Annotated in this window: 14 protein-coding genes; 10 read left to right on the top strand and 4 right to left on the bottom strand. The window is 46.8% G+C overall.

The window, feature by feature from the left end; translation table 11 throughout:
* Window positions 1–54: 54 nt before the first annotated feature.
* Together OH144_RS20690 and OH144_RS20685 are read left to right on the top strand one after the other, a co-directional pair.
* A complete protein-coding gene (locus OH144_RS20690; RefSeq protein ID WP_266204151.1) occupies window positions 55–603 on the top strand; it encodes a hypothetical protein in 549 nt (182 codons plus the stop codon).
* An 890-nt stretch (window positions 604–1,493) separates the two neighbouring features.
* The gene (locus OH144_RS20685; protein WP_266204150.1) at window positions 1,494–2,078 is read left to right on the top strand and encodes an antitoxin Xre/MbcA/ParS toxin-binding domain-containing protein; all 585 of its coding nucleotides are present in this window, start codon (window positions 1,494–1,496) and stop codon (window positions 2,076–2,078) included.
* Between the two features lie 54 nt (window positions 2,079–2,132).
* Here the strand turns inward: OH144_RS20685 and OH144_RS20680 are convergent, their stop codons facing one another.
* The gene (locus OH144_RS20680) at window positions 2,133–2,750 is read right to left on the bottom strand and encodes a recombinase family protein (RefSeq protein ID WP_266204149.1); all 618 of its coding nucleotides are present in this window, start codon (window positions 2,748–2,750) and stop codon (window positions 2,133–2,135) included.
* 861 nt (window positions 2,751–3,611) lie between these two features.
* On the opposite strand from OH144_RS20680, the gene OH144_RS20675 reads away from it, so the two are divergent.
* From OH144_RS20675 to OH144_RS20650, 6 genes are all read left to right on the top strand, one after another.
* A complete protein-coding gene (locus OH144_RS20675; RefSeq protein WP_266204148.1) occupies window positions 3,612–5,228 on the top strand; it encodes a type I restriction-modification system subunit M in 1,617 nt (538 codons plus the stop codon).
* 25 nt (window positions 5,229–5,253) lie between these two features.
* The gene (locus tag OH144_RS20670; protein ID WP_266204147.1) at window positions 5,254–6,741 is read left to right on the top strand and encodes an SMEK domain-containing protein; all 1,488 of its coding nucleotides are present in this window, start codon (window positions 5,254–5,256) and stop codon (window positions 6,739–6,741) included.
* Window positions 6,738–8,195: an argonaute/piwi family protein gene (locus OH144_RS20665; protein WP_266204146.1), complete on the top strand. Its 1,458-nt coding sequence runs from the start codon at window positions 6,738–6,740 to the stop codon at window positions 8,193–8,195. Before OH144_RS20670 ends, OH144_RS20665 begins: the two co-directional genes overlap by 4 nt.
* Before the next feature lie 47 nt (window positions 8,196–8,242).
* Complete coding sequence (locus OH144_RS20660; protein WP_266204145.1) at window positions 8,243–9,469, top strand: restriction endonuclease subunit S; 1,227 nt, start codon at window positions 8,243–8,245, stop codon at window positions 9,467–9,469.
* A complete protein-coding gene (locus OH144_RS20655) occupies window positions 9,450–12,470 on the top strand; it encodes a type I restriction endonuclease subunit R (protein ID WP_266204144.1) in 3,021 nt (1,006 codons plus the stop codon). The genes OH144_RS20660 and OH144_RS20655 overlap by 20 nt, the downstream gene beginning before the upstream one ends.
* A gap of 637 nt (window positions 12,471–13,107) precedes the next feature.
* The gene (locus OH144_RS20650) at window positions 13,108–13,509 is read left to right on the top strand and encodes a KilA-N domain-containing protein (RefSeq protein WP_266204143.1); all 402 of its coding nucleotides are present in this window, start codon (window positions 13,108–13,110) and stop codon (window positions 13,507–13,509) included.
* A 346-nt stretch (window positions 13,510–13,855) separates the two neighbouring features.
* On the opposite strand, the gene OH144_RS20645 is transcribed toward OH144_RS20650, so the two are convergent.
* A complete protein-coding gene (locus OH144_RS20645; protein WP_266204142.1) occupies window positions 13,856–15,124 on the bottom strand; it encodes a tyrosine-type recombinase/integrase in 1,269 nt (422 codons plus the stop codon).
* A 531-nt stretch (window positions 15,125–15,655) separates the two neighbouring features.
* On the opposite strand from OH144_RS20645, the gene OH144_RS20640 reads away from it, so the two are divergent.
* Window positions 15,656–16,048 carry a hypothetical protein gene (locus tag OH144_RS20640; RefSeq protein WP_266204141.1) on the top strand — a complete coding sequence of 131 codons (393 nt, stop codon included), beginning with the start codon at window positions 15,656–15,658 and terminating at the stop codon, window positions 16,046–16,048.
* Window positions 16,049–16,175: 127 nt separating this feature from the next.
* On the opposite strand, the gene OH144_RS20635 is transcribed toward OH144_RS20640, so the two are convergent.
* Window positions 16,176–16,520, bottom strand: coding sequence for a hypothetical protein (locus tag OH144_RS20635; RefSeq protein ID WP_266204140.1), 345 nt, complete (start codon window positions 16,518–16,520; stop codon window positions 16,176–16,178).
* Window positions 16,521–16,875: 355 nt separating this feature from the next.
* Between OH144_RS20635 and OH144_RS20630 the strand changes: the two genes are divergently transcribed.
* Window positions 16,876–17,289, top strand: a complete 414-nt coding sequence (locus OH144_RS20630; RefSeq protein ID WP_323670679.1) for a BrxA/BrxB family bacilliredoxin — start codon at window positions 16,876–16,878, stop codon at window positions 17,287–17,289.
* A 90-nt stretch (window positions 17,290–17,379) separates the two neighbouring features.
* Here OH144_RS20630 and purD read toward each other — a convergent pair whose 3' ends face one another.
* Window positions 17,380–18,669 carry a phosphoribosylamine--glycine ligase gene (gene purD, locus OH144_RS20625; protein WP_266204138.1) on the bottom strand — a complete coding sequence of 430 codons (1,290 nt, stop codon included), beginning with the start codon at window positions 18,667–18,669 and terminating at the stop codon, window positions 17,380–17,382.
* Window positions 18,670–18,843 lie beyond the last annotated feature (174 nt).

Below are 18,843 nucleotides of genomic sequence, written 5' to 3'. Positions count from 1 at the left end.
CTACGCTTCGGGCTTCGGCTGCACGAGTACCGTTAGGCGGTATCCAAATTATAAATGAAAACAATATTCTTCATCTTTCTGCTCATTCTCTCTGCTGGCTATGCCCATGGTCAGGAGATAATCCACTTGAATATTGACAGCATAGCAGAAGCTCAATCCAAACACTTAATAACTGAGAAAAAAGCTGAACAGGTGCTAATTTATGAGAGCGGCTGCCTTGGCTGTGAATTTCTCCGAGAAGTTGACTGTAATTGTGAAGACAGCGGTAGTGACATTTACCTTATTTGGGCGGAAGGGGGAAAATATTTTACAAAGAGAATAGGTTGCTGTATTGAAGATGTAGTGAAGGAGTTTAGCAATCCTACATTATTCAAAGAGATACTCAGCAACAAGAGTAAAATCTTTGGCTCACAATTTAAAACCGAATATGAAGAAATTCATCATGGTTTCGAGAAGTTGACACTTGTCTCTGCCGATAGGAAGCAGGAAATATATATAGAAGATTTTCTTTTTGCTAAAGACAATAAGTACAGAGAGCACAACCTGAAACAGCCAGCCAAAGTCTACACTGATAAGCTAAGTAAGGAATTTAAAAAGAAGTGAAAAAGGAAGTCGCCTAACAAAGTGCAGCGCTTAGGCTCAGCAACGCTTCGCCCATCAGCTGCACAAGACGTTATACCAACACAACTAAACTGGCATCTGAGCCTGCTTTTAGCTAACAAGTAAAACGCCAATCGAGTGGATGGCTGACAGCCAATTGACTGCCAGTGCACCCCTCACACCACAGTACATACGGGTCGCGTATACGGCGGTTGGTTAAGGATAGCACGGCCGCTCTTTGTACCAACCATGCCCTCGCCCTAGTTTGGGATAATGCTGGCAAACTCTGACGTTTGAACCTCCTTATCGGATTTCGGGCGACTTAAGGTTCGGCCCTTCATCACCATGTGAGACCTCCGCAGCGCTTACGGCTCGTTTCCAGGTGAGTACTATGGCCTCTACTGACTTCTCCCCAAGTGCGCGACCGGAGGAGGCCTCCCTGGAATGAGCACCTTCTGCAAAAAGCTAAAACGGGGCCGGGGCCGGGAACGGAAAATTGCCTTCGTAAAAACCCTAAAAACGGATCCGAAAGGACAGGGGGGGGTACCGGAGCCGCCCCTCTCACGCCATGCCAGCCGCAAAAGGGCCAAAAAGGGGCGTTTGGAGCGGTCGCCAGCTTGCGCGATGGAAGCATCGTCCAGCACCCGGAAATGCGATCAGCGGGCCGGGAAAGGGCCGGAAAGGTCGAAATGGGGCGGGTTTTATACGTGGCCATACCGCCAGGACAGGGTGGCCCCCTGTTTTTTTTTTGCGCATGGGGGGGTACTTACAGCTAAGTAGTTCCTCCAAACCAGGTTCTACTGTAGTTTCCTGAAACGTGCCCTTGACCAATCGTGCTTACATAAAGAACCTTAAGGATTTGTCGTATAAAGGGTAATTTAGGATATTTAGCTATGGAAATAAAACTCATCCGCAACGAAGAAGATTACAAGGACGCACTTAGGCAAATCAAAGCACTGTGGAACGCTGTGCCTGGCACACCTGACTGGGACAGGCTGGAGATCCTTTCCATGCTCGTCAGCAGGTACGAGGAAGAGCATTATCCCATCGATGAACCTGACCCGATTGAGTACATCAGAGTCCGCATGGAGGAGCTAGGGCTCCGTCACGAGGACTTGGTGCCCTATATAGGCAGCAAGGAAAGCGTCACGGAGGTGCTTGATGGAAAACGCCCACTGTCTCTGGAGATAATCCGCAACTTGCACCGTGGGCTGGGTTTTTCCTTGGAGACGCTTATTGCCGAGCCTTCTGGACTAGGCTTTAAGACTGAACCACAGCCCCAACCTCTAAAGCTAGATGACCCTATCGCAATAAAAGGAATCGAGGTATTCGAGGATGAGGACGATTTTCAGAAGTGGCTCAACACCAGGAACACAGCCTTGGGGAATGTGAAACCTGTTGACTGGCTGGACACCCCGGAAAGAAGAAAGCAGGTGTTAAACGTGCTGGTGTGCCTCGAGCACGGGATGTACTCCTGACAGCCCCTACCTTCCAGTACTAATGGTTGCCTTCACTGGAAGGAAAGAGTTCCTTTAGCATGCCAGCGCCTTCTTTACCCGCTGCACGGTGCTCACCCCCACCCCGCAGAGTTTGGCCGTCTCCCGGATGGACTGCCCCGCCCTAAGATAGCGGACTACCTTCGGGTGCGACCTGACAATATCCTTGGTACTTCCCTGCGGCCTGCCCAGCACTTTGCCTTTGCGCCTAGCCTCCTCCAGCCCCGACTTCACCCGCTCGATCAACGTGATGCGCTCCATGCGTCCGATGTCTGCCAGGATGGTGAGCAGGAACTGGGCCATGGCATTTACCGTGCCGTCAGGGTTGAGCGTCTCAATATTATAGTTCTTCACCACTACACTCACCTGGAGCGCGTGCAGGGCTTCCAGAGTAGCCAGCACCTGCGCCGTGTCCCGGCCTAGCCTGGTCACCTCGTGTACCAGTACCTTGTTGATCTTCCTGCCCTCTGCCAGTCTGAGCAGGCGCTGTATGCCCTTGCGCTCTGAATTCTTTTTAACCCCTGATACGGCTTCGGTGATCAGTTCTATGACCTGGTAGCCCTGTGAGGCGGCATACTCCGTGAGCTCTGTCACCTGCCTGTCGTAGCTCTGGTCTGCCTTGGACACCCTAACCAATATAGCAACTCTGTTCATAACTGTCCTCTTGGTGTTGACGTGAGAAGTTTTGGAGATAGGGCTAATATAACAAAAGTATTCAAATTAACTAATGATTACTTGAATACAATTTTCCCTGTACAGGAGCAACCGCAGGAGAGCGTGAGATGGGCATGCTTCCGGATACCTTTTTTTGAATACACTCCTGCCTTATACAGAAGGTAAAGAGCTAAGCAGGGGTTTGCCGCACATAACGATAAGGCTACAATTAAACCCACACAAGTGCCTTATTAAAGCAGGGATTAGAGGCTGATTAATCTTCCCGAGCACAATACTCTATTGTTCCCAAGGAAAGTCGGATGTATCGTTATGCGATTCTGTTGGCAGCTGCTATGCAAGTGCTCTGATAACAGCTTCTTCCCAGCGCCTCTAGCGTCTTTCTTGCTGTCGAGCCCATTTTCCCTCATCTGTGTCTATTCAATAGAGCACTCCTCTTCTCCCCTTCCAACCATCGGACGGTACCATTCCTAAAAACAGTTTTCATCCATTTATTTACACGTGGGATCAATGATTCCTACAGTACAAAGGTTTATTAAATATTGTTAATAGGTAATATGTTATAAAAGACCGTAGGGGTAGAGATGGGCCGTACAAGAGCGAGCATCCAATAGGTGGTGCAAACTCTACAGGATAAACGGGATACGTATGTAGGTACCATAGTTTGGTAGCCATCTTTTATAAAAGATCATTTATTAACTGGACAAGTGTACGCCCCCACTGTTAGCTCCCGAAAAACTCTTCTCAATATCTACATCATCTAAAAAGATCTATATATACACCTAAACATTATACAGTTTTCTGTACCTTGTACTCTAGTTTTAACTACGAGTACAAGATTACATGGCCAAGAAGAATACCCCTGCCGCTGCACCCAAGGCAGATATAGATTTTGAAAACGAACTCTGGAATGCTGCCAACGAACTGCGCGGCGCTGTAGCCGAGAACCAGTACAAAGACTATGTGCTGTCGCTACTGTTTTTAAAGCACCTTTCCGAGCGATTTGAGATACGCAAGCAGGAGCTGCAGCTATCGTTTGCAGACCCGCAAAGCGACTACTATAACATAGAACAGCACCAGCAGACCGAGGTGCTGGAAGACGAACTGGAGTACCAGGTAAAGAACGTGTACCGTTTGCCAAAAGAAGCTACCTGGACCTACCTGCGCGAGAACGCCGAGCAGGACGACATCAAGGTGAAAGTGGACCAGGCCTTTGTGCTGATCGACGAGATTTTGAGCAAGCGCAACCCCGACTACAAAGGCGTGCTGGAGCCGATTTTCGTGAAAAGCCAGCTCTCCCCTACGCAGGTGGCCGGGCTCATCAACCTGTTCTCCAAAGAGAATTTCTCCGAGATCAACAACCCCGAATCCGACATCTACGGCCGCGTGTATGAGTACTACATCGGCAAGTTTGCCATGGCCGAAGGCTCCGGTGCGGGGCAGTTCTTTACGCCAGGCTCGGTGGTGCGTTTGCTCGTGGAGATGCTGGAGCCGCTCAAAGGCCGCATCATGGACCTGGCCTGTGGCTCGGGTGGTATGTTTGTGCAGAGCCTGAAGTTCCTGCAGGCGCACGGCGGCGACAAAAACGACATCTCCATTTACGGGCAGGAGCGCTACGAAGGCACGCTACGCCTCTGCAAAATGAACCTGCTGCTACGCAACCTCTCCTTTGACGTGAAGCTGGGCGACTCGTTGCTGCAGGACCGCTTCCCTGACCTGAAGGCCGACTACGCCCTCATGAACCCGCCGTTCAACATCAGCAACTGGCACCCGGAATTATTGCCTGACAACGACCCGAGACTTTTCGGTTCTAAAGACACCTTTACCACACCTGGCAACGCCAACTACATGTGGTTCCAGACGCTGTGGCACCACCTCTCGGAGCGCGGCACGGCAGGCGTGGTGATGGCCAATGGCGCTATGACCACCGGAAGCGCCGGCGAAAAGAATGTACGCGAGCACATGATTCAGCAAGGTATGGTAGACTGCATTGTGCAGATGCCTGACAAGCTGTTCCTGACCACCGGCATACCGGCCTGTATCTTTATTCTGAGCAAGAACCGCGATGGCCGCGACGGCGAGCACCGTGAGCGCAAAAACGATATCCTCTTTATTGATGCCCGCAAACTGGGTACTATGGCCAGCCGCCGCCTGCGTGTGTTCGAGAATGCCGACGTGGCCCGCATTGCCGACACCTACCATACCTGGCGCAACCTGGGCGGCAGCTACACCGACACCGAAGGCTTCTGCAAGGCCGCTACCTTAGCCGAAGTAGCCGCCAATAATTACGTGCTCTCACCGGGCCGCTACGTGGGCTCCGAGGTTGAGGAAGATGACGGCGTGCCGTTTGATGAGAAAATGAAGCTGCTGACTACCGAACTGGCTGCTCAGCTTGAGGAAAGCGCCCTGCTGGAGAAGCTGATTCGGGAGAATCTGGAGGGGATTGGGTTTAGTATTTGATTTTACTTATTGAACAAAAATTAAGATGAACAGAAATATACTCCTTACCAGTATACAGCAATCTTTAGCGAGATTTAAGGCTGAAATAGAAATTGCGACTGCTAATAGTGAGTATAATCTTCACTTACACTCCGAGAATGTTCTTATCCCTTTACTCAATGAAGTGTTTGATGTAAATCTCTTAAATGGCAACTACGAAGAGAAGAATTTGTCTGCTGTAGACTTAGTTGATTATAAGAACCGAATTGCCTTTCAAGTAACATCTACTTCATCAATTACAAAAATTAAGAATACAATTCAGCAATTTATTAAAGATAAGAGATATGAGCAGTTTGATATGCTTTATTTCTTCATCTTAACTGAAAAGCAGAATTCCTATAACTCGGACTCTATTGACACCTTGATAAACAGTCACTTTTCATTTGATGCTGATGAGCATATAATTGACAACATCAGCTTCTATAAAAGGATACAGAAGATAAATAATGTTGAAAAGATAAGAAGAATTGAGAAAAGCTTAAGTAGTGAATTCACTGATGAAAAAATAGATCAAAGAAAAGAACAACTTCAGTACTTTGATATTCAAAAATTACAGTCGGAGAAAGTATACTTTAACTTTTTAGAACTTTCCATACCAAGTACTATCTACTACTCAGATTTAGATATAGATACTAAGCTGCTAAAAGCGAGGATAACTAATAGAAGAAAAAAGGGATTAGGAAGAAAATCTCGACACATCAGTGATAGAGATTTAGTTAAAGAAGCTATTAATAGCTATGATAAAGATGGGAACAAGTACTGCCAAGACTGGATAGTTTCAGAAAATAAATTATTTACTTTCAGAAACTTAGGAGATGATACAGAAATATTATCTAAGCTTGTTACTAATCAAGTTGAGGAAATAGATAGCAATGAGTTTTATGAGTTGAACGAAGATTACAAAAAGCGATTTGTTAGTCTTCTAAATTTCTCTCTAAGAGAAAGATTTGCAGAAAAGAAATTTGAGTGGGTTGAAAAGGAAGAATTATATAGATATAAAGCTGGTAAATTAGCTAAATCGGTAAAAATTGAATGGACTAAAGATAAAAAGAAATCAGAGAGGCAAGTAATATATGAGCGATGGGACAAAGATAAAAACCATATAATTTGCTTTAGACATCTGGCTTTTACTACATCTCTTAGAAACTTTGAAGGTAAGTGGTATTTAGCTATAAGACCAACGTGGAGCTTTACAAGTGACGGTTATAAGAGAAGCCGCTTTTCAGAGGATTACTTAACCGGGATCAAACGATTAGAGGCAAATAAATCAGTTTTCTCAGATTTTAAATTTATAGGTACTCACCTTTCTGAGACTAAAAATGAAAATACTTTATTCTCAACATTAACTACACCATATAGTTTAATAATTCATTCTCCAGTTTTTGCTAAGTTCAATCCAGTTATAAACGACGAAGATTGGAAGCCAATTCGAGAAAAAAAATCAGATGACAATCAATTAGAAGTTTGGGAATGAACTTAAGATATATTAAAGAACCTCTATTAGAATTTGGTAGAGGTGGGAGATTTGAATGTCCGCGTCAGGGTATCTATAACTTTGCACCTTACGATATAGATAAACAAGTAAGACCTGAGAAAATTAATGTCGGAATAATTGGCAGAAGCGACAGCGTTGATGAAGTTTTAGATTGGTTAAAAAATTGTAGAGATAAAGTTGTTGCACCAGTTCAACGGCAGGCAAAACACCCAAAACTTTATCCTAATTTTTGTGGATTTAATAAGGATAATGGCTTTTATTCAGAATTAGCCTTTGATGAAACTTATACAAAAAAAATCAATAATTCTGACTTTGATAAGATTATTAAAGAGTATAATAATTTAGAAGATAGGATTACTGAAGTTGCTGATTTGTACCTTAGCCATATTAAGTTTTTATCTAAGAATAAAAGACCTGATGTGATCATATGTGTTCTTCCTGAGAAGCTTGTTCCTTTATTAAATCAACAGGTAGACTTAAAAAAGGATTCAGAAGATATTTTAGATGATTTACAAGATTCTTTAGAGGATGAGGGCAATAGCGAAAGAGAGCAGAATTTCAGAAGCCTTCTGAAGGCGAAATCTATGCAATATAATGTACCTATCCAGATTATTAGAGATAGGATAACCAAGCCAAGCGGTGAAATGCAGGATCCATCAACCATTGCATGGAACATTTTCACAGCACTCTATTATAAAGCATCAGGTATACCATGGGCTATGGTAAAGTCGTCTAATATCGTTTGTTATGCAGGAATAGGTTTTTATAAAAGTAGGGATAGACAAACAACACAAACAAGTGTAGCACAAATATTTAACGAGCTTGGTAAAGGAGTAATTTTAAGAGGTGGAGAAGTAACTATTAAAAGAAATGATAGAACACCTCATTTAACTGAGTCACAAGCCTACGAAATTTTAGACAATGCTCTTACGGAATATAAAGAAGCTATAGGTACTATTCCGCCTCAAAGGCTTGTGTTACATAAGACATCAAATTTCAATGATGCTGAAATTGCTGGGTTTGAGGCTGCTGCAATAAATAAACATGGTGTTGGAGCTTTAGATTTGGTAACAATAAATGAAAGATCTGGGATTAGGCTCTTTCGTGAAAATGATTATCCTGTTTTGAGAGGAACACATTTGAGGCTTAGTAAGGAAAATCATGTACTATATACGAGAGGATCTGTACCATTTTATGAAACATATACAGGGCAATACATCCCGAATCCTATTGAGATTAGGCTATTTAGACATGATGAAAACCCTGATATTATATGTGATGAGATTTTAGCTTTAACTAAAATGAATTGGAATAATACTCAGTTCGATAGAAGACTACCAATTACAATTGAATGTGCAAGAAACGTTGGAGCAATTTTGAAGTACATGAATGATAGCGATCCTATGCAGTTAAAGTATAGCTTCTATATGTAAGAGGTTGGTCCCCAGAATACAATATCAATTTAAGGCAGGAACTATAAATGACCAACTGGAATACCTATAAACTAGAAGAAGTAATCTCCGACTTCATAGATTATCGAGGCAAAACACCACCAAAGGTTTCTTCTGGTATACCTTTGATTACAGCTAAAGTAGTTAAGAGCGGTTCTATCAATGAGCCTAACGAATTTGTGCCAGAAGCTATCTATGATAAGTGGATGACTCGCGGTATACCTGAGTATGGAGATGTTCTTCTAACTACTGAAGCTCCCCTTGGTGAAGTTGCACAGCTTAAATTCAAGCATAAAGTTGTAGTTGGTCAGCGATTGATTACGCTACGTGGTAAGAATGATATACTTGATAATACTTACCTAAAGTATAGCCTGCAGACAAAAGAAATGCAGGCTCGCATGGAAGCTGTTGCTACTGGTACAACGGTTATAGGTATAAAATCAGCTGAACTAAGAAAAGTAGAGATTGATTTACCCGATCTCCCCTCCCAATACCGCATAGCCGAAATCTTATCTGCGCTGGATGACAAAATAGAGCTGAACCGCCGCATGAACCAAACGCTGGAGCAAATGGCGCAAACGCTCTTCCGGCAGTATTTTGTGGATGGAATTGATGAAGATAATCTGCCGGAGGGATGGCGTGAAGGAAAGCTGGGCGATATAGTTGATGTTAAGGGCGGCACTACTCCAAGTACAAAACAGCCTGAATTCTGGAATGGAAGTATAAACTGGACTTCGCCTAAAGATTTATCATCTGTAAGATTTCCTGTTTTACTCGATACAGAAAAGAAAATCACAGAAGCCGGACTAAAGAAAATCAGCTCTGGTTTACTACCTGTTGGCACTTTGCTTCTTTCATCAAGAGCGCCAATTGGATACCTTGCTATTACGCAAATACCTGTTGCTATCAATCAGGGGTACATTGCCATACTTTGCGAGAAGGGATACTCAAACTACTTCATGCTTTTCTGGCTAAAAGAGAACATGAGTACGATCATCCAAAATGCAAACGGCTCTACCTTCCTTGAAATCAGCAAATCGGTTTTCAAAAGTATAGATTTAAGTATACCTCCTGTTGAGTTAGTTGAGGAATTTGACGCTAAAGTAGATGCGCTATTCCAGAAGTTGGTGTTAAACGAAAAGGAAAGTATAAAACTTACCCAACTCCGCGACACGCTCCTTCCCAAACTCATGTCGGGAGAAATTGATGTAATGCAAATCAAACCGGAAGAGCTGCATGAGCCAGTACTTAGCTGAAGAAGCCATTGAGCAAGCGGCCATTGCCTGGCTGCGCGAACTGGAGCCCTATACCTACCAACACGGGTCCGAGATAAAGCGCGACCTGAGCAAAGCCGTGCTCGAAGACGTGTTTGGGGCATTTCTGCAGCGCCGCTACCCGCAGGTGCCACTAAAGGTGCTGGCCGAGCTGAAGCAGGAGTTCCTCTACAACTCTGGCACCGACCTGCACCAGCGCAACCACGCCTTCCACCTCAAGCTCAGCAAAGGCATCAGCAAAACCTGGAAAGACGATACGGGCAGACAACACTTCGGACACTTCTACCCTATCGCCTACGACGACATATCGCAGAACGAATTTCTGGTCGTCAACCAGTTCACCATCATCGGCAAAAGCAAGCGCATTCCCGACCTCATCATTTTCGTGAACGGCCTGCCGTTGGTGCTTTTCGAATTCAAAAACCTGTTTAACCAGGACGCCACCGTAGAAGCCGCCTACAACCAGGTGCAGCACTATACCTACCAGATTCCGCAGCTCTTCGAGTACAATGCCTTAACTATAGTTAGCGACGGCCAGACCACCCTGCACGGCATGTACAGCAGCGGTCTGGAGTGGTTCGCCGCCTGGAAAAGTATAGACGGCCGAGAGGTAGTCGGCAACGACTTCGCGCTGGAAACCCTCATCAAAGGCCTGCTCGTGCCCGGGCGCCTTTTGCAATACGTGCGCCACTATATCTTCCACGAGCCCGACAAGGGCCAGCTGATCAAGAAAGGCGCCAAGTACCACCAGTTCTTCGGCATACAGTATGCCCTGCAGGAAACGCTCAAGTCGGTGAAGCCCTACGGCGACGGACGCATTGGCGTGGTATGGCACACCACCCGCTCTGGCAAAAGCATTACCATGGCCATTTACACCGGTATTCTGCGCCAGCTGCCCGAGCTGAAGAACCCGACCATTGTAGTACAGGTAGACCGCTTCGACCTCAACCGCCAGCTCTTCGACGATTTCGTGGCCGCCAAAGACTTGGTAGGCGATGTACGTATAGCCAACACCACCGACGAGCTGCGCAGCCTGCTCAGCGGCGATAGCGGCGGCGTGGTGTTCAGCACCGTGCAGAAGTTTAACCTGAAAGACACCGCCACCGGCCGCGAGCTGGAGCACCCCGTCCTCAGTACCCGCGACAACATCATCGTAATTGCCGACGAGTGCCACCGCACACAGTACGGTCTGGTGCAGGGCTTTGCCAACAACCTGCGCCGCGCACTGCCGCAGGCCAGTTTCATCGGCTTCACCGGCACGCCCGTCGACAGCAAAGACGCCGACACCGTAGCCGTGTTCGGCGACATCATCCATACCTACGACATCCGCCAGGCCACCGAAGACAAAGCCGTGGTGCCGATCTACTACGAGCCGCGCCTGGCCAAACTACACCTGGGCAACGAGCAACTTGAAGAAGAAGCCGAAGAGATAACCGGCGGTCTGGAAGAGCACGAGAAGAACCGCATTTTGTGGGCCGCCATGGAAGATGCAGCCGGTGCCAAAGAGCGCGTAGAAGCCATCGCCCGCGACATCCTGCAGCACTATACCTCACGTGAGAAGAGCCTGAGCGGCAAAGCGATGATCGTGTGCATGAGCCGCCGCAATTGCATGAAGCTCTACGACGCCCTCTCCGCCCTGGAAGGCTGCCCCGAAGTAGCCGTGATCATGACCACCAACATCGCCAAAGATCCTGTTGCCTGGAACCCGCATGTGCGCAGCAAAGAGCAGATGGAAGGTATCAAAGCCCGCTTCAAAGACCCGGATGATCCACTAAAACTTGTGATCGTGCGCGACATGTGGCTCACCGGCTTCGACAACCCCGCCATGCACACCTTGTATGTCGACAAAGTAATGAGCGGCCACAACCTGATACAAGCCGTCAACCGCGTCGCCACCGTCTTCCGCGACAAACCCAGCGGCCTGATAGTAGACTACATCGGTATCGGCGACAAGCTGCGCGATGCGACGAAGAAGTATACCTCCGCAGGCGGCGAAGGCAAAGTGACTTTTGATATTGAAGAGGCATATTCGCTCACGCAGGAAGTAATTCACCTCTTGCAGGAAGTGATGCCGGAAGACTTTAACTATATCACCTGGCCTGCCCTGGCTGGTTCGGACAAAATCAAGTTGGTCAGCCAGGCCACAAACTATGTGGTATCAGAGGATGAGCGGTGCAAAGCCTTTATGCTGAACGAGAAGAAGCTCAGCAGCCTCGCTCCTATTGTCAAGAGCCACGCCAGCATCAACGACATTGCCTTAGACCTAATCTTCTTCCAACACGTTGGTGCAGCGGTACGGAAGGTAAAGTACCCAAGCACTAACATCAAAAAATCGCAGGGCCAGATTAAGGACCTGATCCATCGCTCTATTGAGAGCGAGGACGTGGTGGATGTGTTTCAGATGGCGGGAATTGAGCGTTTCGACATCTCCATCATCAACGACGATTTCCTGGCTACGGCTAAAGAGCAGAAGACTGGCAACGAATTGAAACTAGAACTTCTGCGCCAGATCATGAATGATGAAATAAAAGTGCGCTCCATGAAGAACCTGGTCAAGTATAGGAAGCTGAAAGAGGAAGTGGAACGCATCATCTCCGACTACCACAACCACTTCTTTGACAGCTTGGTAGCCATGGAAAAGCTGCGCGAAGTAGCCAGGCATATCCAGGAAGAGGACGAACGCCGCAACCAACTGGGGCTTACTGAAGAGGAAGAAGCCTTCTACGAGATCCTGGCCAAACACCCCAACGCCGTGCAAGACTTCGACCTGATAAAAGAGCTGGTGCAGAAGATACTGGCCGAAGTAAAGAAAAGCGCCTCACAGCCCGACTGGTACAAGAAGGACGATACCAAAGCTCAGCTACAGCTAGCCGTGAAAAAGGTGCTGCGCTTTAAGGTAAAAGCCGAGCTGCAGGAGATACTGGATGAGGTGATGGAACAGGCTGAAGCCAGGTACAAGGAGTACAATATGAGTGTGGCGTAGTTAACAATCTTTCTAGCCCATAAACGCCACAAAATTTAAGCAACCCTCCCTTCGGAGTGCCCAAAAGGTACTTTACCCAAGCTTGTAGAAATCTTCCAGTTGCCCCCTTCCCAGTGCGCTTAGACGTTATCCGTTTTCCCTGATGGCAAGTTTAGCCTTTCTCATTACTTAATTGAGAACAGTAAAATTTTCCTGCAAAAAACATGCAAATAAATCGCAAATAATCCGGCTTGCCTCCTTATTAACTTTGTGTCGTACCAAATGAGAGAGGCGTATGACAAACGAATTCTTAGTAGTTATCGGAAACCGTGTTAACCAGTTTACTATGAATAACTGGTCACAAGCAACAAACGACTTTCCAGCTACAGGCCAAGCAGATACCCATTGGTTTCCCCTAAGGCCGCTACTTTTGCTAAGACCAGCACAGGCTCCTCCCACTCCAACAAATTAGCCAAAGGTCGAGCAACATCTATAGCCGAGATTGAAGCTGAATTCTCAATGCCCGTGTGCGTTTCATCAGCTAATGGCTGCCTGTTTTTAACTCACAGGAATTGACTCCAATCGGGTATGGGTAATAAAAATTTACTACCAGACAAAGTCATTAATTTATCATTCAAACAAAAGAAAGGAGGATAATATGAGTGAACTTATTGTGCGCCAGGATGATACCAACGAGTTTGGAATTAGTGTAAGTAATACATACGGTGAAATCCCATTTTACATGGTCGACGAGGATATGGTACAGGCCTGTCTCATGGAGCGTAGTTTTGAACATAAAAAAATCCGTGACTTCATGAAGAAAGAACATGTCAAGGAATTCATGGAAGAGCTGAGCAAAGAGGTATCAAGCCCAGTCATGATTAAGAAACATTGGGGCATTGTGTCTGACACTTGGATGCACAAGATACTGGCATTAAAATACGTCGCATGGCTGAACCCAAGTTTCGAACTATGGGTGTACAAGCAAGTGGAGAAGATATTATCGGCTGATTATAACCTTACTTGGGAAGAAGATCCGCATTATCAAACTAAAGCATAGCTTCTTTAAGTGGGGCAAGCAACATCCATATACTTTAATCGGAGCTGAATCATCAGCGCTCGAGAATATTTCCAGCAGCTAGGGGCTGCTGGAATGTCTCTTGCAGTAGTTGACTTAAGTCGGGTACAATTCGATGAGATGTGTGAAGATTTAATTTCTAAGCACGGCTCGATGGCTGTGCCGGAGAATACTACTGAATGAGGTACTAATTTTTAAAAGCTTAGGGGGAATTTGTCCCCATTTCGGGATGGTTCTCCCTAGTTTTTTAGTACCCCAAAAACAATGCTCTATAGCCTCTTTTGCTCTTTAGTAGTATTCAGGCTCATGCTAAATAAAATATTCCTATCTATTCTACCTCAGCCTCTTCCCTATCCTTTCTAAAGGCTGTTAGCTGAGCGGCAAAATGCTTCTTGAGATCGCTCTCAAAGCTATCCAGATAGTTCTCGGTTGTTTTCATATCGCTGTGTCCGAGAGACTCTGATATAAGTTCTATTGAGGCGCCTGAGCGTTTGAGTACAGTTGAGAAAGAATGGCGCGCGGTATAGGTAGACACGTTCTTTTCTATGCCTACTTCTGCAGCTATCCTTTTAATGTACTTATTTATGGCCTTCGTTGCGTATCGTACCTGAGCCAGCTCTTCCTCCGGAGATAGCCCTTTCTTCAGGATCGGGAAAATGTAACTATCGCTCTTAGCAGGTTTATTGCCCCAACGTTTAATGATTTGCTTCATCTCAGGGGTCAGGACAGCAACAATAGGTTTTATATTCTGCCTGTTCGTTCGTTCCGTCTTTGCCCTAACGAAGGTAATTTCGTCACCTGTGATATTCTCATACTTTAAGCGAGCCATGTCCTTCACATTGATACCGTTGCACAGGTAGGAGAAAAACCACAAGTCTCTTGCTTTTGCCTCCCCGTCATGCTTGGGCTCATAGGTAACGATCTTCTCAATGTCGCTTATGGTAAGCGCCTTTTTAATATTGCGGCTAGCCGGGATAGTGTACTTTCTTTTGCCAAAAGGATACATTTCAGGATTAACCTCTCCAGATGCTATGGCGTCATTTAAAACGGCACGCAAAGGGCGTAGATATATGCCGACGGTAGTCAAAGATTTACCAGATCCTACCATCCATTTCTCGTATGCCTGCAGGAAGGTTTTTGTAACTGAAGTGAACGGCAGGGACTTATTTTTACAAAATTCGAGCAGAGATTTGTAGGAGCATTCGTAATTGCTTGCTGTTCCAGCCCGCCCCTCTTTTTTGATTTCCGCAATCTTGTATCGGTATGCGGCAAATACATCTCCCTTCTTATAATCTGTTACGTACCTGCTCTCGAAAGCCTCGAAGCTGAAGACCGGCAGCTTCTCGATCACCTCTAATGCTGCGTGTTCTGCTTTGTCCAGACTAAGGCTAACTTCTTTGTAGCCGCCACGAGCCTTCGGGTTACGTATTTTCTCAAACTCAGCTAAGGTGTATCGATAGGGCTCCCCCCTCTCGTTGATAACCGGGTAGTACTTTTGCTTACGCTGATAGGTGATCCTTAGCTTTACGGGATAGAGGCCATCACTATGCGATCTGCGTGTGTCAAGAATGATGGCAGTGGAGACTTTTTGCTTCATACTTTTCACCATTTGTTGTACATACGATGTACATACAATTTGCATACATTTCGCTAGAATGTCAAGAAACGATAGCTACTAACAAGAGTCAAAAACGGCCTCTACAGCTCAGAATCGAACATTTATAAACATCTCGAAACACCTATATATCACTTAGATAAAACTACGAATCAGAAGGTTAGGGGTTCGACTCCCTTCGTGACCACCGAAAAGCCTCTCAGCATGTGCTGAGAGGCTTTTTTATTGCGCGTAGCCTCCCGCGGAAACTTGAAACATGCGCTCAGGAAGTGCTGGGAAATGTAACTGTCTATACTTATCAAGGTCTCAGGTACTGTTCAAGGTATGGCATGCGATGAAGCAAGTGAACCCAGCTTGTTCTAGGAAATGTGTATTATCTCTCGTTCCTGCTGCTATTGGCAGTTGGGCAGGGACAAGGTAATACAGAAGCGAACGATTCGGATTATTTCGCGTTAAATGCCTTAGATTTCTACTTCAAACCCTACCTTTGTATAGTTACTATAGTTTAAGAGGATGTTATCAATAGCTCGCAATCAATTCTACGAAATAGCATATTCAGCTGAAAGAAACCGCCTTTACTTCCGCATAGATGGTTACTGGAAATCTCCTGAGGTGGTACCGTCCTATCTCTCAGATTGGAAGAATGCATTAGCACTGACTAAACCTTCTTTTACGCTGCTTGCTGATTTCCGGAACATGGTGACACATCCAAGCTCTGTGAAAGCCTTGCATCATGAGGTGGCAGAGGGCCTGGCAAAATCAGGCATATCCAGTTTAGCAGAGGTTTCCCCTTCCGATAAAATAGCTGTGCTTCAGACAGGCAGCGTGGCAAAAGACGCTAAGATTTCCCATATTAAGGTAACCGATATCGTACTGGGAGAGCATATCCTGGATAAGTTGTCTTAGCTTTCCGCTCCTGCTTACCAAGTATAAAAAGTATGCTGGTAACTCAGCTCCCTCCAAAACAAAAGCCTGAGAAATAGCTATATGCTTTCTCAGGCTTTTGTTTTGGAGGCTTTATACTTTTCGCCGTCTACGCCGCCATCTCTTCGTGCAGGTCGAAACGGCCCCGGAACCGCAGCAGTTGCTCCATCAGTTCTTCCGGTAGGCCAAACTTGAAGTGGTCCTGCCTCAGTTCTTCCCAGGAGTTAAACAGCTTCCAGGTTTCCGCTTTTTCATAGGCCTCCGCCTCCCTTTCCGACAGGGGCCGGACAAAGAATGCTTGTAGTTCCACATCCTCTTCCCGCATTGGCACTTCAATCGTTTCTGAGTCGCTGTTTAGCACCTCGATAACCTCTGCATAGCGGTCTTTACTCGCGGGCAGGTAGAAGTAACGCACATAGGCGCCACGTGTATCAGGATGAGGTGAAGACATCATAGCTGTGATCTTTGGTAATATTTTTCCGCGTTCTCGGTTCCCTGCCATCTTTGCGTTACAACGCACCATATCTCGGTCACAGGCTTAAAATCCCTGCATAGTATCCTCTTAAGGGTCTCTCCTCCTATGCCATGGCCAGTCATATGGGGTTAAACATCTTATACTTTACTAAGGATACAGATGTTGTGGTGAGGGGGCAAATACCTTTAACAATGCTATTTTATGTGGCTTTCATATTGTATCCTGTGTTATAGGAGAAACGACACGTTTTGCCTCGCCCGTTGCTTGTATCTTTTGTGGTGTAGATTTGTTAACTTTGCATGGTATTAAACATTTAACCCGATTTATTATGGCAATGTACCCTGAATATATGGTTGCCCCTATCCGTGAGGACCTTACCTCTGCCGGTTTCGAGCAACTGATGACCCCGGAGGAAGTGGAGCAGGCGATTAAGGCTGGCGGCACTGTACTGCTGGCGGTAAATTCTGTATGCGGCTGCGCCGCCTCCAAGGCGCGCCCTGCTGTTAAGATGGCGGTGGCTGCCTCTGATAAGAAACCGGCCAAGCTGGTAACGGTATTTGCAGGCATGGAGCAGGACGCCGTGGCCAAGGCCCGCGAGTTCATGCTGCCTTACCCTCCGTCATCCCCATCCATCGCCCTGTTTAAGGACGGCGAACTGGTGCACATGATCGAGCGCTACCACATTGAGGGTAACGACCTGAACCGCGTGGTGGATAACCTGCAAGGTGCCTTCGAGGCATATTGCTAAGCTTCAGGAAAGTATCAAAAGAGAGGGGGCCGGCAGAATCATCTGCCGGCCCCCTCTCTTTTGATTTATTTATACTTGTGTATACCTTGTTTACACGCTCAGCTTACCCAGGTCAAAGCCAATGTCGCGGCGGTAGTAGCGGTCTTGCCAGGTGATGGCCTCTGCAGCTGCGTTAGCCTTGGCCAATGCCTCCTCCATGGTGTCGCCTAGGGCGGTAACGGCAAACACGCGGCCGCCGCTGTTCAGCAGCTTGCCGTTCAGCATGGAGGTGCCCGCATGGAACACCAGCACATCCTTCGGCACATTCTCCAGCCCAGTTATCTCCTTGCCCTTCTCATAACCCTCCGGATACCCCCCTGAGGCAAGTATAACCGTGGTCGCGGTGCGCGGGTCAATCTCCAGCTTATAGTCTGCTAAGGTATGGTCGTGCAGGGCCTTAAACATCATGAACAGGTCGGACTTGATGCGCGGCAGGATGGCTTCGGTCTCCGGGTCGCCCAAGCGCACGTTGTACTCGATCACGTAGGGGTCGCCGTTCACGTTCATCAAACCTATAAAGAGGAAACCGGAGTAATCCATCTGCTCCTCCTGCATGCCGCGCAGCGTCGGCTCTATCACGCGCTCCTTCACTTTCTGCATGAACGCCTCATCTACAAACGGGACCGGCGAGATAGCGCCCATACCGCCGGTGTTCAAACCGGTGTCGCCTTCGCCTATGCGCTTGTAGTCCTTCGCCTCCGGCAGCAGCACGTAACTTTTACCATCGGTCAGTATAAACACGGATACCTCTATCCCCTGCAGGTACTCCTCAATCACCACCTTGCTGCTGGCGTTGCCAAAGCGTTTGTTACGCAACATGGACTCCAGGGCATCGAAGCCCTCCTCGTAATCCTGCGCAATGATCACTCCCTTGCCGGCTGCCAGGCCATCGGCCTTTATCACCGTCGGAAAGCTCTGCTGCTTCAGGTACTCCACGGCCTCCTTAAACGTAGCCTCGGTAAAGGACTGGTAGCGGGCGGTAGGCACGTTATACTTCTGCAGGAACGACTTACAGTAATCTTTGCTGCCCTCCAGCATGGCGCCTGCCTTCTTGGGGCCGATCACCAGAATGTGCTTCAGGTACTCCGACTGCGCAAAATAATCGTGAATGCCCTCTACCAGGGAGTTCTCGGGGCCCACCACCACCATCATGATGTTGAAGTCGGCAGCGAACTTACCCAGCTCTTCGAAATCGTGGATGTCCACGGCGGCAGTGGTATGGAACTCAGCGGTGCCGGCATTGCCTGGCGCTACAAATACTTGGTCGCAGAACTCGCTCTGGCTCAGCTTCCATGCTATGGCATGTTCACGGGCGCCAGATCCTATCACAAGTACATTCATAATGTTATGTTGGATTATTGATTTACGGGTACAAAACTGTTTCGTGCACTGGTGCGAAGTTAAAGATTTATACTGGCACGTACAGCACATTTAACGCTTTATACCACAGATTTATACTTTCGGGCTGCTAAACGAAAAAGCGGCCGATACGCCCGGCCGCTCTTATACTTCATT

It is taken from the genome of Pontibacter kalidii, assembly GCF_026278245.1.
In the GTDB taxonomy this organism is placed as follows: domain Bacteria; phylum Bacteroidota; class Bacteroidia; order Cytophagales; family Hymenobacteraceae; genus Pontibacter; species Pontibacter kalidii.
The sequence above is the reverse complement of the archived record's forward strand: the minus strand, read 5'-3'. Positions and strand labels throughout refer to the sequence as shown.

What these genes read in the sequence shown, in the direction of transcription:
- OH144_RS20690 (WP_266204151.1), top strand. Translation starts at nt 55, where the DNA reads ATGAAAACAATATTCTTCATCTTTCTGCTCATTCTCTCTGCTGGCTAT.
- OH144_RS20685 (WP_266204150.1), top strand. Translation starts at nt 1,494, where the DNA reads ATGGAAATAAAACTCATCCGCAACGAAGAAGATTACAAGGACGCACTT.
- OH144_RS20680 (WP_266204149.1), bottom strand. Translation starts at nt 2,750, where the DNA reads ATGAACAGAGTTGCTATATTGGTTAGGGTGTCCAAGGCAGACCAGAGC.
- OH144_RS20675 (WP_266204148.1), top strand. Translation starts at nt 3,612, where the DNA reads ATGGCCAAGAAGAATACCCCTGCCGCTGCACCCAAGGCAGATATAGAT.
- OH144_RS20670 (WP_266204147.1), top strand. Translation starts at nt 5,254, where the DNA reads ATGAACAGAAATATACTCCTTACCAGTATACAGCAATCTTTAGCGAGA.
- OH144_RS20665 (WP_266204146.1), top strand. Translation starts at nt 6,738, where the DNA reads ATGAACTTAAGATATATTAAAGAACCTCTATTAGAATTTGGTAGAGGT.
- OH144_RS20660 (WP_266204145.1), top strand. Translation starts at nt 8,243, where the DNA reads ATGACCAACTGGAATACCTATAAACTAGAAGAAGTAATCTCCGACTTC.
- OH144_RS20655 (WP_266204144.1), top strand. Translation starts at nt 9,450, where the DNA reads ATGAGCCAGTACTTAGCTGAAGAAGCCATTGAGCAAGCGGCCATTGCC.
- OH144_RS20650 (WP_266204143.1), top strand. Translation starts at nt 13,108, where the DNA reads ATGAGTGAACTTATTGTGCGCCAGGATGATACCAACGAGTTTGGAATT.
- OH144_RS20645 (WP_266204142.1), bottom strand. Translation starts at nt 15,124, where the DNA reads ATGAAGCAAAAAGTCTCCACTGCCATCATTCTTGACACACGCAGATCG.
- OH144_RS20640 (WP_266204141.1), top strand. Translation starts at nt 15,656, where the DNA reads ATGTTATCAATAGCTCGCAATCAATTCTACGAAATAGCATATTCAGCT.
- OH144_RS20635 (WP_266204140.1), bottom strand. Translation starts at nt 16,520, where the DNA reads ATGATGTCTTCACCTCATCCTGATACACGTGGCGCCTATGTGCGTTAC.
- OH144_RS20630 (WP_323670679.1), top strand. Translation starts at nt 16,876, where the DNA reads ATGTACCCTGAATATATGGTTGCCCCTATCCGTGAGGACCTTACCTCT.
- purD (WP_266204138.1), bottom strand. Translation starts at nt 18,669, where the DNA reads ATGAATGTACTTGTGATAGGATCTGGCGCCCGTGAACATGCCATAGCA.